The sequence below is a fragment of the Grimontia indica genome, from assembly GCF_000333895.2.
GTDB classification, from domain to species: Bacteria; Pseudomonadota; Gammaproteobacteria; order Enterobacterales; family Vibrionaceae; genus Enterovibrio; species Enterovibrio indicus.
In genome coordinates this window covers 212,734-226,348 of sequence record NZ_ANFM02000016.1, presented here as the reverse complement: position 1 = coordinate 226,348, position 13,615 = coordinate 212,734, and the positions used below count along the sequence as shown (strand labels likewise).

Genomic DNA, 13,615 nt, shown 5'->3' with positions numbered 1-13,615 from the left:
ACCTATTCCCGCAGGTCATTCAGGGGTATTTTTTGTCGGGTCGCAATATTGACACAAAGCAACGACCGCTGCACCACGAGGGCGCAGCGGGCTTTCCATTGCTTCATACAGCGTTAACGCTGGAGAGAGTATTTTTCGATGAGGGTATAGAGGGTCGGACGTGACACACCGAGTAGATTGGCGGTTTGAGACATGTTGCCTTCCGCTCGTGCCAACGCTCTTGTCACTGCATGGCGTTCAGCTTCTTCACGCACCTGACGAAGATTGAGCGGTAAACCGCTGTCTTTGCGGTGCTCCTTCGTCAAAGCAAGATCCATGGCTGTAATTTGAGTACCATCAGCCATGATCACAGCAGAGTGAACCTTGTTTTGAAGCTCTCTGACATTTCCCGGCCATGAATAAGACATCAGTGCTTCCACCGAATCTTCCGTAAAGCCTACCAAGTTGCGGTTCATGGTTTGATTGAACTGTAACAGGAACGTCTTAGCCAACAACAGGGTGTCGTCTTCCCTTTCGCGAAGTGGTGGGATGGTAATTGTCACTTCACCGAGTTGGTGGATCAGATCTTCGCGGAATTTGCGATCACCCGAGCGATGATTCAGATCCTGATGCGTCGCAGCGACCACTTTCACATCCACTGCAATGGCTCGCTGACCGGCGATTCTATCTACCATTCTCTCCTGCAAAAAGCGCAGAACTTTGGCTTGAATCGAAGGCGGCATATCCCCAATTTCGTCAAGAAAGAGTGTGCCGCCATTCGCCGCTTCGATTTTGCCAATTTTCACCTGACGGGAATCAAAATTACCTTTCTCTACACCAAAGAGTTCACTGTCGAGCAGATCTTCAGGTATCGACGCACAGTTGACGGTAATAAAAGGACCATTGCTTCGAGGGCTGCGATCATGAATCGCACGTGCCAGCAGCGCTTTACCCGTGCCGCTTTCACCATAAATCAGGGTATTCACTTCAGTGTTGGCGACGCGATCAACCATACGTAAGGTTTGTACCATTGGTGGACTGCCGCCAAGGATAGATTGTTGCTGACGCTCATAAGCCCTCAAACGCTCGACTTCATGCTCTAGCTTGGCAGTATGTCTCGCTCGCTTGACCATCATGCGAAGCAGTTCATCACTGAAGGGGCGTTCTATCACATCGGTTGCGCCGGCCTTGAGAGCAAGGATGGCATCGCCGTCATTTTCGCTGTTTACAATAACCAGAATTTTCGTTCGGGGAGCAAAAGCGTGGATTTCCCTAACCAAGTTAATCGCGACAGCATCACTGCTGCCCATTACGACCACAGAGGTCAGCATTTGATTCAGTGCCGTTGCCACGCTTTGCATGGGCGCAGCCACCACGGAGGTAATGTCCTCCAAAATTTGGCTAAGTTGTCGTTGAGACGTTGAATCGTCATCAATAATGAGCAGTGCGTCCTGACGTTTCGTGGTCAGGCTTGGTGCGGTATCAACCATGTATCTCCCCTTTGGGTATTCACACCGTGTATTGAACATGCCTCAGGCCATCAACGAGCGGAGACCCACCCGTTCCGGAAGCAACACGGAAATCCGTGTTTTTTGCCTTTTTGGCGTTACAGATCCAACGGATACCGGTAAAGATGTTGTTGTTTAGGGCACTGATTTTTCAGTCAACAACTGTCTTTTACCAACCGGAATCTTTAAAAGTCACGGTGCTTTCGAACGTACTTACGCAGCATTCACTAACCCAAATGAAGCAAGGCCCTGTCTCGCAATTCAATTTGCTGCGCGTCGATAAATCACGGCAATTCATGAAAACACACGGTGACGACACGTATTGAGGAAAATCAGTCAGGCGGGGGGAGCCAAGCTATTGTTATTAGGATCGGTTCAACGTCTCTTCGATACAGATTCAAATCCACAAGGACAGACATCGGGCGTCCCGAACTGTTTCTTTTCGCTCGTGAGTTACTCTAGCAGCGCGATTTGGAAACGTTTCCGATAAAGGTAGGAATTGCATTTAATTCTTATTTTGTAGGCACATTCTCTGAATTTAACAGGATAAATTGTGCTCGTACTGACATAAGTATTAGCCCCATTTTGTTCTCTCCCTTGTTGTTTTCCCCTGCTCCCCAATAGCTATCGCAGGGCGAGTTTTCAATCAAAATAGCCGGTGCAGTTTCTGTTAAAAGTTGACGCAAATTTGGGTGCTGCAAAAACTTCTCCATCACCACGAAATGCATGATGTCGTAACGCACAAGCGCCCAGTCCTTGCGGACATGAGCCTCCAGTTCACGGCTGAGTTTGAAAGCATCACATGGCGTTTTAGCGGATAAAATTTTCTGTTGTAAGGCCACATCAGCAAACTTTTGGGCGTGGTACGCGTGTTCGGTCGATGACCAGTGTTCACCATCAATGACAATAGATGCTGGAAAGAAATTAGACAGGAAGCCATATGACTCGTCAGGCTCATAAAAGCGAATTTCATTCACTGACATTTGGCGATACCTTTATTGACCTTGTTGAGATCATCTTAGTCAAAAGACTGAATTTTGGCTTAGTCAACAGATTGATTTTACGTTAAACCTCTGGAATTCAACCACCCATTTGCCTGCTTTGCGTAACTTCTGTCTTCCGGCTGACAGTTTTCTATCATAAGATTGTTTCATTAGCATGAAGGGAAAACGCGCTCGACGGAGTGAAAATATGAAATTGGCTGCCATGCTTGCCATTGCCATGATCTGTGCGGTGTTGTTTGTTCCTGTTCATGCCGTTATTCCTGTCAAAGGCGCGGACTGCAATGACTGGAATGCAAAGACCTTCTGGTTTGAGCCTTGGGGAAGCTCTGGTGTACATAAAGGCATCGACATTTTTGCCCAATCTGGAACCACGGTAATGTCTGCGACAACTGGCTTGGTGCTCTATACAGGTGAAGTGGCTAAAGGTGGCAAAGTGGTTGCCATTCTTGGGCCAAAATGGCGTTTACACTACTATGCACATTTGGATGAAATCGCGCCGGACACGTCAGGATGGCTGACACAAGGTGAATCGATTGGCACGGTCGGCAGCACGGGTAACGCCATTAACAAACCTGCTCATCTTCACTATTCCGTCATGTCACTGCTCCCTTATCCTTGGCTGTTCAGCACAGAAACTCAAGGTTGGAAGAAGATGTTTTATCTCGACCCAGCCGCCCAGTTTTCCCAGTGCGTCAGCGATTAATCAGAGAACCAAGTAACACGACTCCCTCTCGGATTTCCCTGAGAGAGCTATTACCGAAGCCAGCCACTAATGCTCGTTCTGTCGCTACTGACCGATGACTTTTATCTTCCTGATGGCAATAGTAATCCAACGTTCGAATGGTATATCCTTCCGCTTCAAACGCCGATTTAACCTCTACTGCTGTCGGTCCCCCTTTCCAGCTAAAGGTCACATGTAACCCCGCGGCCTGACTCAGTATCTCCACCTGATCGCCACAAGCATGGGTTAACAATTCGACAAAAAGCCTCTGTTTCTCCTGATAAAGGCTACGCATTTTACGGATATGTCTAAGGTAATCGCCTTCGGTAATAAAGGTCGCCAGCGCTTCTTCTATATGTATTGGAGTATCGCCACCAATAGCATCCTTAATTTGTAAGCATGATTCCACCAGAGCTTCCGGTACGACAAGGTAACCAACACGCACTGAAGGCAGAAACGCCTTACTGAATGTCCCGATATAAATCACCCGCGCATCTTCGCCATGCAATTGCGTCGCGAGCCCCTGAAGCGAAGGATAAGGTCGGTTGGCAAACTGGAATTCACTGTCGTAATCATCTTCGATGATCCAACGGGCTTTCTGGCTTGCCCACTCAATGCAGCGCATTCGCTGCGAAGTATTCAGGCTAGTGCCCATGGGATATTGATTGCTCGGCGTCAGGTAAACAGCTTGACCTTCGAACTGCTCAATCTTCTCGACATCCGCGCCGGACTTCGGCAAAACCGGCAGCTCCTCAATCTTCATTCTGCTTCGCTTAAGCACCTTCCGCATTTGCACATAGCCAGGGTTCTCCATCATCACGCTATCACCGGCCTTCAAAATGGCATTCGACGCGATGTAAAGCGCTTGCTGCGCGCCAGAGGTGACAATAATCCGATGCGCGGGTGCTGAAACAGATCGGCTGACAGAAAGGTATTCACTCAGGGCTTTTCTAAAAGTCAGGCTTCCCTGAATATCATTTTGCCCCGCAATGAAACTTCGCTGATATTGAAGCTGCATCGCTCTCGCCCATTTCTTGTAGGGGAAATGAACCAGATCAGGTACGCCCGGTGCAAAGGCACGGTTTCTTTTTTGGGTGTCGAAAGCTTCTGGTACTGCAGCCACTTCATCAGAGCGTGATGGTATGGTTGGTGACTGGCTATCTTCCGCCTGAAGGAATTGCTCAGGTGTCGAAACATTAACGAAGTAGCCCGCGCCACGTCGGCTTTCCAAATACCCTTCTGCTTTCAGCTGCTCATAAACCGCTGTCACCGTGTTTCGGCTCAACCCCAACTCCTGCGCCATAAAACGGGTAGCAGGAAGCCTGCCATGATGAGGCCAACGGCGATTCAGGATCTTTTCCTGAATCGCGGCATAAAGTGCGCTTTGCTTTGAACTTTTTTCACTGGCGAGCTGCAAATCACCAATGTCGATCGGCTGCATATTGGATCCATTAACTTATCTAAACTGGCTCTATTTGTAGAGCCATTTATCACTACACTACAGGAATGAACGACGAAGAAGCAATGAACAAACAAGGAAGACGTTTATGACGCTAGGCAACACCCAACGGACAACAGTAAAAAAAGCCGCTCACAAAGCAGTTAAAGACAAAGAAGCGCTTTACAGCATTATTGATGAATCCAAACTTGCCCACGTGGCTTTCAGTGATGAGCGCGGCCCAACAGTGATTCCTATGCTGGCATGGCGTGAAGGCGACAACATTTACATTCACGGCGCCAGAAACAGCAAGATGCTTAAACACTTGAAAAACGGCGCGGATTGCTGCGTGACTTTTACCATTCTGGATGCTTGGGTGTTAGCGCGTTCCGCTTTCCACCACAGCGCACATTACCGCTGTGCGATGGCATTTGGACGCTTTGAAGTCGTTGAAGATAACGCCAAAAAAGCGGCGGCTTTTGATGAGTTCCTGGAGCAAATCGCACCGGGAAGAAGCAAAGAAGCTCGTCCCGGTAATGAAAAGGAACTGACAGCAACAGAGCTTTTGGTCATGCCACTCGCTGAAGCTTCAGTCAAGATTGGCCGTCATGGCGTGAATGATGATTTGGCCGATATGAATTTACCCGTTTGGGCAGGAATTCTTCCTTTCCGCACAGTAGCAGGGCCTTTGGAGCCAACCGCTGATAATGGTGTCAACAAAACACCAGACTATTCATCTGCCTACCCGGGCAGATGGTGCGAATAAAAATTCATTCCCCAAGGGGCTTTGTCTCTTGGGGATTGTGTAGCTCCCTGATATATTGAATTTTCGTCTATCAGGAGAGGACAAGGATGAGCACATTCAATCGGGTAGCCATTGTTGGCGGTACCCACGGGAACGAATTCAGCGGTATTTATCTTCTTAAAAAGTGGCAGGAAAGCCCTGCACTTATCAGCCGCCCCACCTTTGAAACAGAAACCCTTTTTGGCAACCCAAATGCATTCCGCGATAACAAACGTTATCTGGATTGTGATTTGAACCGCCAGTTCATCCCTGCCGATCTTGCAAATCCAGAACTGGGTAATTACGAGCAAAGCCGAGCTAAAGCCATCAACCTTCAATTAGGGCCAAAAGGCAACGCCCGCACCGATCTCATCATCGACCTGCACAACACCACCAGCAACATGGGACCAACCCTGATACTGCTGAAAAACGATGCCTTCAATACTCAGCTCGCCGCTTACGTGGCCGAGCGCATGGACAATGCAGTGATTCTGTTTGAAGACCACTGTTCAATGGAAGAGCATTACTTCCTTTGTTCCATCGCTGATCAGGGCATCATTATTGAAGTGGGTCCTCAGCCGCAGTCTGTTATTCGTCAAGACGTACTGGAGTGGATGGATGATATGACACGCCACATCCTCGACTTTGTAGAGCTGTTTAATAAAGGCGAAGTCCCAACGCTACCAGAGACTGTTTCGGCATACCGCTATGTGGAAACCTTGAAGCTGCCTGAAAACGAACAGGGCGAACGTATCGGTATGGTGCATAAAAATGTGCAGGACGCTGACTTCACACCACTGCGAAATGGCGACCCTATCTTCACCAAGTTCGATGGCACAGAAGTGTATTGGGATGGCGACTACGAGGCCTACCCGCACTTTATCAATGAAGCCGCTTACTACGATAACAACCTTGCCATGTCGTTGGGTGAGAAGGTTGATATCCCTGTAATTAAATAATCGCAATACATATACCCAAACCAGCGGTTACCGATCAAAAACGCCCTCAAAATTGAGGGCGTTTCCATACAATTCAACCCTGCTTGTCAGGATTGGGTTTCCCCTGCAATCACTGAAGGGTCACCTTCGACCACCGGCATATCGCCGATTTCAGCCGAGCCTGAAACCTGTGTAGGCACTGGGACGCTGGGGTCTGCCAAGGTCAGGCTAGTGCACTGCCCTGTTGCGGATTGCATAGTCTGTTCAATCTCTCGCGCTTTGATCACATACTGGTTGGAACTTCCCATGGCAACGCCATCGTTGAGAGAAAATGCTGGCGTGTACTTGCCGCTATCCTGCTCATAAGGAACCCCCCAAAAGTCACCGTTTCCGCCATAGTTGAACAGGAACGTTTGTCCCGCGTATGTGCCCGCGGAGCCAGAGCGGTCATTGGCATTGCTGTGGGTGTAAGTGAACTGCAAAGGACGATCGAAACTCACCACATCCCCGCTACCATTTTTAACTGCCGAAAGCTGATTCCATGACTGGATACCCGTTTCCCAGACATAAAATTCAGTCACAATGGATGAGTCATAAATGTCATAAGGATTGGTTACCGTCGATGTCACCATAGGCCCGCTTCGCACGCCCCAACTGTGTGGCGTTGCATCTATATCGTTCTGTGTGAGTGAAGCGTTGTATCGGACAGGCTCAGAACTATTCACACTCACCAGTGTTAACGCATTACCACCAGAGGTACTGAAAGTGAAATTGTGCGGGCCACTCGTCGTTTCAAACGGGCTGCTGGCGCCACTCCAATTCACTAAATCACCACTATCCAATGTACCAATCGGACAGTTGTCATAACAGTACAGCGTGACTGAACCACCATTCAGCAGTTCACCTGAACCCGTTTCGCTTCCGTTAATAAAGCTTTGCTCGTAGTAGGTCAGCGACGTTTTCCCTTCCAGATACTTGACTTCGCCCCCCAATTGTTCGGAGTACATGTAGAGCGATTCATTTGTGGTAAGGGTAATTTGCACTGGGCTGATCGTCGCCACAGAAGGACCGTTCTCACCCCAGCTCAACTTACCGGTTTTATAAAAACCGTCTGAGCCTACACTATCCTGTGCAGCCGTGAGATAATTCACCACCCATTGGTCAAAAGAACCATCGCTAAAGACGGTGCTATCCCAATAGCCAAACTGAATACCTCTTGCTTGAGAAAGGCTGAGCGTTTTCACTTCATTTTTAATCAAACGCCCAGGCGCAGTCACATAGGTATAAGAGGTTTGCGCGCCGCCATCATTTCTAACAACGGTTTCGCCATTGGTCACAGCACCTTCAACTTCGGTCCAAAGGCCCCAGTAACCCACATATCCGTAGCTATCATAATTACTGTTATTAGCACTTGAATAGAGGATAGGAAAACCAGCATTTACCCTGACTTCGGCACCTGATGATGCGTTATATAAGTCATATCTATGCACGTAGCTGTCAAACTGGGTTCGGCTCAAACAGGTACCTGAATTGCTGCCGGACTTATAAGGTAAGCTGTCGAAATCTGACGCGTTTTGCAGCAAAACGTTATCGCTATTAAACGCCAAAGCATAAGCTCCCGATTGATCAGAGGAGGTCAGTGCCACACCTGTCGAACGATCACTACTCATCACCACACTGGCACTTTGCGTATAGCTGCTGGCACCCTGCTGGCTGGACTCATAAAGCGTAAAACCTATCGAACCAGGTTCGCTGTCCAAAGTGATTACTTCACCTCCACCTAATTGGTTGAGGTTGGTGAAATTGTCATAGAAATCAAAATTGAACGTAAACTGCCCGAAAGGGTTAGAATCAGAAGCCCCTTCGCTAATCACAGCCTGAAATTTTATCGCCTGATTACCGCCTCCCCCTTCCATTTCGGGGATCCACACGTTGACAATCAAGGGATCAAGATCAGAGGCCCGGGTGACGTTTGCTACCGCTTTCAAATAAGACGGTGTATTCGCAGCGCCAGATGACTGCCCTGACGAGCCGTCATCTTCTGAGTCAAAACAAGCTGCTTCATCCGCCAGTACTAAATAGGGACCCGCGTTGGCAAACTCCGTGACATTGAACTGCGCCGTGAAACAGAGAATGCTGTTTACCAATTCGATGGGTTGTAACGCCTCATTCCAAACATAAGATTTGGTCTGCGCGTTCGAGTAGTCTGTGCCAGCGTCGTTGAATGCTGCATGAGCAACACCCGAAGATAAAGCCATCGATGACAACAGCCATACAGTTTTAGTCATTTTCATTGGTCACGACCTCCAACTGTTGGGGAAGTTGTAAACTACTGGTAGAAGTCGCAGATCCTGCACCGTCGCTATCACTGCATCCCAAAAGACCGATAGAAAACAGGCATATACAGCCCAACTTTATTAACCCTTTCATTACACCCTCACCTCATCATCCGTTTCTAAAGAGATAAAAGTCTCAACTTCAAGACTTCATATACACATAGTTTTAGTGTGGAAAATAACCGTTGTCAGTTTTGTGCCTAAATCAAAGGTAAGGGACATATCCCATTGAAATCATTTACTTAAATCCGGTATGACGTACTGACAGAAAGAGGGAATTACGTTGAAAAATAAGGAGTTAAACGCAAGCTGAGACAAATTTCCGGTTGGATGCTCATAAATATATAATGTGACCCAAATCACTTATTCAACATTTTTGGTAATCAATAAGCAAAAACCGAAATAGAAACGTAGTGAATGTGATCTCGATCTGCTGAAGGGTGTTGAAGGTTCCCTAGACTGGAGCCAGAAACATTAACAGTAATGACACATAAATTAAAAAAATATTGCTGTTTTTCAATGCAAACACAGAGGGATACATTAATGAGCGAAGTTTTATTAGCAGTTTTTGCTGGTGCAATTGTTGGTTTTTTCTTTAGCGCCGTGAAGTTGCCTCTCCCCGCCCCACCAGTGATATCTGGAATCATGGGTATCGTTGGGATCTATCTTGGCGGCATGGCCTATCAAACAATTGTCACGAGATTCTTTTCATAGTCTCTCCCACATTCTTTACCCCAAGCGCAGAAATTTAATGCGCTGGAATTTCATATTTTATTTACGACGTAGAAAATTCGAGGAGGACTGGTGTCTACAGGGAAGCTACCGCCGGCGGCAGATGGATTACAACTCAACTTCTGTAAAACATTGGCGTGTCGAAACTTTGGATTGAGTGATGAGAAGTATTATTTGCTTCAAGATTCGGATCCGTCTCGTCCCGGTTTGGTGTGCCGAGAGTGTGGTGCCTTTCCTCCTCTCCTTAACAACAGGGGCGTTATTGAAGAACTGAGTCGTCTAAAACAGCAAGACTCAGGTAATCTCGCCGCGTGCAATACCGAAGGCTGTGAGGCATTTGGTAAGCCTGTGCTCACCCATCGTGAGCATTATCATGCGTTTGGTTACAGTGGTGAGCGTCAGCGCTACCGTTGTAAGCATTGCCAAGCGACTTTCGTGGATAAATGGTCGAATGCCAACCCTAAGTTGGATGTTCAGCAACGTCTGCTGGGATTGCTTTTCACCGGACATCCGGTTCGGGAGATTTGTAGAAAACTGCATATCAACCCAAAGACTTTTTACGATCACCTCGAGCAAATCGCTGCGCGCTGCCGAAATAAACTGGCAAGCGTGGACGCTCGATTCCTGCAATTATCGAAGGAAAACCCACTGGCTTCATCGCTCACGACGTTGCAGCCGCGCAGTGACAATGGCGTGATGTGGTTGACCACTGGTGATGCAGAACATGGCTACGTGTTGCTGCAAAATATCAACTACTCATCTGACGAAGAAAAGCCAGATGAAGTGGGTGATGTGTACGCTGAAAAAGCGAGGTTGATGCCGGATAATTTCATCCACTTCACAGACTCCTTTGAAGCGAATCCTGAAGGCTTACTGAATCAGGTCAACGAGAAGTACAAAGAAGTTCTTTCACGCAGCAATGTGGAAGACCTCTATACGCGACCAATACATGTTGATTACCCGTCAAAAGGTTGTTTGATTCGACCCCAGTACGCGGCGTATGCGCAGTATCTTCGTTTGAAAGAGTTGACTGAAGAGTGGCAAGACCTCACGGTCTATCTCCCTCAAGAGCCATTGCTACGCTCTGCGATCATCAGTGTGTTTAGGGAACGCCTTCAAGAGAAACAATGCCATCCAATCTACGTGGTGCAGAATGCGCATTGGCTGGAACACGATAGTGCCGATAACATCGACATTATGCTCTTGAGTTGGTGGCGTGACCGCTGGGCATTCACCCAGAAAGGACAAGCAGAGAAAGCCATCTGTCACTTAGGGAAAGAGACAGGTCTGGAAGCTGCTTGGTTGGAAAGAGCAACGACAACAGCACTGGAAGATTATCAGGATCGCTTTCACCTGCATTTTCGCTCCCTGATCGATGAGCCAAGACGTCGGTTGCGCCCAGGAGGCCTGCTTCCATTACTGGATATCTTCCGGGCATGGAACAACCTTTGCCATCAAAACAGCGAAGGGATTACCCCTGCGCAGGCTTTGGGACTGGCGCGCCACCCTTACACATTGGCGAATTTGTTAGCATAATCATTAGGGTGCGATAGGTTTATTTGGCTCTGCTTGCACCTCAATTGCTATGAAAAAACAAAAAAGCGAGCTTAAAGCTCGCTTTTTTGATGCATTCAAAACCGATTACTCGTCAGCTTCTGCTTCAGAGTAGTCTTCCGCTGCACCACCACGCGAAGTGGAGCACAGATTGTAAACGACATGCTTGTGGTTGATCTCTTTCAGGTACTTCAACCAGCACAGAGCATAGGCTGATTCAGCTGCACGACGACCATTCACTTCATCAACAAATTTCTGCTGCTCTTCGTCTTGTGGAACCATTGCACCTTCAAACAGTGCTTTCATGGTGCGTCCACAGGTTTCCAAAAGTTGTGCTTCTTTGATGGTGAAATAGCCTGATCGAGCAAAACCTTTTGGAAAATGCTTGTCATCAAAAAACTTTTGACCACTAAACATTATTTAGCTCCTTAACAAATTTGCGCAATATTCTTCATTAAACCATTAAGGTGTAAAGCAAAATATTGTTGATCTGACGATTAAGAAAATTAATTCTTACTGCGGTTTATAGCGGTGATTTCGTATTCTGTCGAGAGTTTAACGATAATTTCATGATGAATTTTGCACGTAACTTATCCGAGAAGTAGCCCTAGGTCGAGACCACCGAAAGTAAGCCTTTGTAACAATGTGAAAAATGTCAAAAATTAAGAAAAACTTTTATCAACTGCCCAGAAACGCTCACCAGTAGTGCAGAAAAATCTCACACAATAACTGGGCTCAACCTCACATATCTACTGCGATGTAGCGATGTCAGTTCACAGTCAGGAACAGAATCGCTTTCCTTTTTCATTAACCATAACATACTGATAAGATTCTTTTCGTAACAATCGAAATTTCTAATTGATGACAGCGAATTTTTTCGTTTTATTTAATCAATCTGCTGGATTTATGCTTGGGTGGAATTGGTGTCACAGTTATGCCAAGGAAACTTCATCAATAAGTCACATAACTTCGGCTATATTTGATGAGACAAAGGCTTAGCAAGAAACGCAATGTCCTTTGATGCAATGAAAATTATTCCGAAGTATTGTTAAACGAACAGGGTAAATAAAATGGCCAAGTGGGAACAGTGGCTGAAAAACGACACAAACCGTAAAGAGAAGTTTAATTCCAAATTCAATGACGAATTTGACGATCGACCTCAACGCGACAAGAAGGCTCGCCGCAAGGCAAAACCAAGCCGCTCATCTCAAGAGGATTACCCGTTCGATTGATGACAAAAAGCCAGCGTCTCAGCGCTGGCTTTGATATCTCTGGTGTTAACGTAACATCAGAAAAACATTTGGTAGGTGTACCCCGTCAGTATCGCCATGCCCAATACCACCGCCAAAAAGGCCAGAATCATCTGGTTGCGGAACATGGACTTGAGCATGATAACTTCAGTCAGGCTCGCTCCTGCACTACCAATAACCAGCGCCATTACCGTACCCACGCCCATGCCTTTTGCCATTAAGGGCGCACTCAGCAAAATCACAGCCTCTGCACGGATGTATAGCGGAATGCCTATCACAGCCGCCAAAGGTATTGCGAATGGGTTATCCTCGCCGGCAATAGAAGCAATCCATTCCGCAGGCATTGCACCGTAAATCAATGAACCCACACCAACACCGATGAAAATGTATGGCATCGCCGTTTTAAAGTCTTTCCACACGCCACGCCAAATCTTCAGCCACTTATTCTCTTCTACCTGTTTCGCACCACACGTGGTGCCACAACAGCTCTTTGCAGGTTCTTCATAAGTAGATGGTTTGAGGTACTTCTCGAAACCCAACTTTTCCAGCAGGTAACCCGCCACCACCGAAATAACCAGTGCCGAAGCGAAGTAGTACGCCGTGACTTCCAAACCAAAGGTCACTGCAAACAAGCCAATGATCATCGGGTTAAGCAAAGGGCTTGCGAACAGGAACACCATCATGGTGCCAAAGCCTGCCTGTGCGCGAATCAGACCTTTTAAGAAAGGAATTGTCGAGCACGAACAAAAAGGCGTGATGGCGCCTAAAAACGCAGCCATGACGTAACCTTTGCCGTTTTTGCTGCTCAGAATGCTGCGAATCTTTTCTGGCGGTATGTATTGCTGCAATACGCCAACCAGATAACTGATCACAAGGAACAGCACTGTGATTTCAGCGGCAAGGAAGGCAAACATGCCCAGCGTTGATTGGAGGGTCTCCATGGTCATCATTAATTTCTCTATATTTCTAGAATGTTAGAAATATAGAGTTTTGATTTCTCCTCTGCAAGATATTTCTGGTAATATCGAAATATTATTTTTATCCAGGAAGCACTATGGAACTCGAAACTGTCGCTAAGGCATTGAAAGAACTGGGACACCCAACCCGGTTAGCGATATTCAAGAGGCTGGTCAAAGGTGGGCATGCCGGTATCGCTGTGGGTGTGGTTCAGGAGGAATTGAACATTCCTGGCTCAACTCTTTCCCACCATTTGTCGAGTTTGGTGTCTGCTAACCTCATTGAGCAGCGGCGTGAAGGACGAACCCTTTTCTGTGTTCCCAAGTACGAGCAACTCGATGGTGTTTTATCCTTTTTGCGTGAAGAGTGCTGTGCGGACGAATCCCTCGACGAGACAAAGACTCGTGGGTAAAG

At 47.2% G+C, this 13,615-nt stretch carries 13 protein-coding genes; 7 read left to right on the top strand and 6 right to left on the bottom strand.

Annotated features, from left to right (window positions below):
- Positions 1-113 precede the first annotated feature (113 nt).
- Positions 114-1,469 carry a sigma-54-dependent Fis family transcriptional regulator gene (locus tag D515_RS10710; protein ID WP_002538372.1) on the bottom strand — a complete coding sequence of 452 codons (1,356 nt, stop codon included), beginning with the start codon at positions 1,467-1,469 and terminating at the stop codon, positions 114-116.
- A 530-nt stretch (positions 1,470-1,999) separates the two neighbouring features.
- Positions 2,000-2,470: an NADAR family protein gene (locus tag D515_RS10700; protein ID WP_002538370.1), complete on the bottom strand. Its 471-nt coding sequence runs from the start codon at positions 2,468-2,470 to the stop codon at positions 2,000-2,002.
- A 208-nt stretch (positions 2,471-2,678) separates the two neighbouring features.
- Between D515_RS10700 and D515_RS10695 the strand changes: the two genes are divergently transcribed.
- A complete protein-coding gene (locus tag D515_RS10695) occupies positions 2,679-3,194 on the top strand; it encodes a M23 family metallopeptidase (protein WP_002538369.1) in 516 nt (171 codons plus the stop codon).
- Here D515_RS10695 and pdxR read toward each other — a convergent pair.
- Positions 3,184-4,653, bottom strand: a complete 1,470-nt coding sequence (gene pdxR, locus D515_RS10690; protein ID WP_002538368.1) for a MocR-like pyridoxine biosynthesis transcription factor PdxR — start codon at positions 4,651-4,653, stop codon at positions 3,184-3,186. The genes D515_RS10695 and pdxR overlap by 11 nt on opposite strands.
- 106 nt (positions 4,654-4,759) lie before the next feature.
- Here pdxR and D515_RS10685 point away from each other — a divergent pair, with 106 nt between their 5' ends.
- Positions 4,760-5,416: a pyridoxamine 5'-phosphate oxidase family protein gene (locus D515_RS10685; RefSeq protein ID WP_002538367.1), complete on the top strand. Its 657-nt coding sequence runs from the start codon at positions 4,760-4,762 to the stop codon at positions 5,414-5,416.
- An 86-nt stretch (positions 5,417-5,502) separates the two neighbouring features.
- A complete protein-coding gene (locus D515_RS10680) occupies positions 5,503-6,393 on the top strand; it encodes an aspartoacylase (protein ID WP_002538366.1) in 891 nt (296 codons plus the stop codon).
- A gap of 86 nt (positions 6,394-6,479) precedes the next feature.
- On the opposite strand, the gene D515_RS10675 is transcribed toward D515_RS10680, so the two are convergent.
- Positions 6,480-8,666: a hypothetical protein gene (locus D515_RS10675; RefSeq protein ID WP_002538365.1), complete on the bottom strand. Its 2,187-nt coding sequence runs from the start codon at positions 8,664-8,666 to the stop codon at positions 6,480-6,482.
- Between the two features lie 585 nt (positions 8,667-9,251).
- On the opposite strand from D515_RS10675, the gene D515_RS10670 reads away from it, so the two are divergent.
- Together D515_RS10670 and D515_RS10665 are read left to right on the top strand one after the other, a co-directional pair.
- A complete protein-coding gene (locus D515_RS10670) occupies positions 9,252-9,422 on the top strand; it encodes a XapX domain-containing protein (RefSeq protein WP_002538364.1) in 171 nt (56 codons plus the stop codon).
- A gap of 90 nt (positions 9,423-9,512) precedes the next feature.
- Positions 9,513-10,976 carry a hypothetical protein gene (locus tag D515_RS10665; RefSeq protein WP_002538363.1) on the top strand — a complete coding sequence of 488 codons (1,464 nt, stop codon included), beginning with the start codon at positions 9,513-9,515 and terminating at the stop codon, positions 10,974-10,976.
- Positions 10,977-11,081: 105 nt separating this feature from the next.
- On the opposite strand, the gene D515_RS10660 is transcribed toward D515_RS10665, so the two are convergent.
- On the bottom strand, positions 11,082-11,411 hold the full coding sequence (locus D515_RS10660) for a MaoP family protein (protein ID WP_002538362.1): 330 nt from the start codon (positions 11,409-11,411) through the stop codon (positions 11,082-11,084).
- 653 nt (positions 11,412-12,064) lie between these two features.
- Here D515_RS10660 and D515_RS26015 point away from each other — a divergent pair.
- Positions 12,065-12,226 carry a hypothetical protein gene (locus D515_RS26015; RefSeq protein WP_002538360.1) on the top strand — a complete coding sequence of 54 codons (162 nt, stop codon included), beginning with the start codon at positions 12,065-12,067 and terminating at the stop codon, positions 12,224-12,226.
- Positions 12,227-12,282: 56 nt separating this feature from the next.
- Here D515_RS26015 and D515_RS10655 read toward each other — a convergent pair whose 3' ends face one another.
- A complete protein-coding gene (locus D515_RS10655) occupies positions 12,283-13,194 on the bottom strand; it encodes a permease (protein WP_002538359.1) in 912 nt (303 codons plus the stop codon).
- 104 nt (positions 13,195-13,298) lie between these two features.
- On the opposite strand from D515_RS10655, the gene D515_RS10650 reads away from it, so the two are divergent.
- Positions 13,299-13,613: an ArsR/SmtB family transcription factor gene (locus D515_RS10650; protein ID WP_002538358.1), complete on the top strand. Its 315-nt coding sequence runs from the start codon at positions 13,299-13,301 to the stop codon at positions 13,611-13,613.
- Positions 13,614-13,615 lie beyond the last annotated feature (2 nt).

Bases quoted from the DNA above. Each gene is read 5' to 3' on its own strand.
- D515_RS10660 (WP_002538362.1), bottom strand. From the start codon at position 11,411: ATGTTTAGTGGTCAAAAGTTTTTTGATGACAAGCATTTTCCAAAAGGT.
- D515_RS10680 (WP_002538366.1), top strand. From the start codon at position 5,503: ATGAGCACATTCAATCGGGTAGCCATTGTTGGCGGTACCCACGGGAAC.
- D515_RS10655 (WP_002538359.1), bottom strand. From the start codon at position 13,194: ATGATGACCATGGAGACCCTCCAATCAACGCTGGGCATGTTTGCCTTC.
- D515_RS26015 (WP_002538360.1), top strand. From the start codon at position 12,065: ATGGCCAAGTGGGAACAGTGGCTGAAAAACGACACAAACCGTAAAGAG.
- pdxR (WP_002538368.1), bottom strand. From the start codon at position 4,653: ATGCAGCCGATCGACATTGGTGATTTGCAGCTCGCCAGTGAAAAAAGT.
- D515_RS10650 (WP_002538358.1), top strand. From the start codon at position 13,299: ATGGAACTCGAAACTGTCGCTAAGGCATTGAAAGAACTGGGACACCCA.
- D515_RS10685 (WP_002538367.1), top strand. From the start codon at position 4,760: ATGACGCTAGGCAACACCCAACGGACAACAGTAAAAAAAGCCGCTCAC.
- D515_RS10670 (WP_002538364.1), top strand. From the start codon at position 9,252: ATGAGCGAAGTTTTATTAGCAGTTTTTGCTGGTGCAATTGTTGGTTTT.
- D515_RS10695 (WP_002538369.1), top strand. From the start codon at position 2,679: ATGAAATTGGCTGCCATGCTTGCCATTGCCATGATCTGTGCGGTGTTG.
- D515_RS10710 (WP_002538372.1), bottom strand. From the start codon at position 1,469: ATGGTTGATACCGCACCAAGCCTGACCACGAAACGTCAGGACGCACTG.
- D515_RS10675 (WP_002538365.1), bottom strand. From the start codon at position 8,666: ATGAAAATGACTAAAACTGTATGGCTGTTGTCATCGATGGCTTTATCT.
- D515_RS10700 (WP_002538370.1), bottom strand. From the start codon at position 2,470: ATGTCAGTGAATGAAATTCGCTTTTATGAGCCTGACGAGTCATATGGC.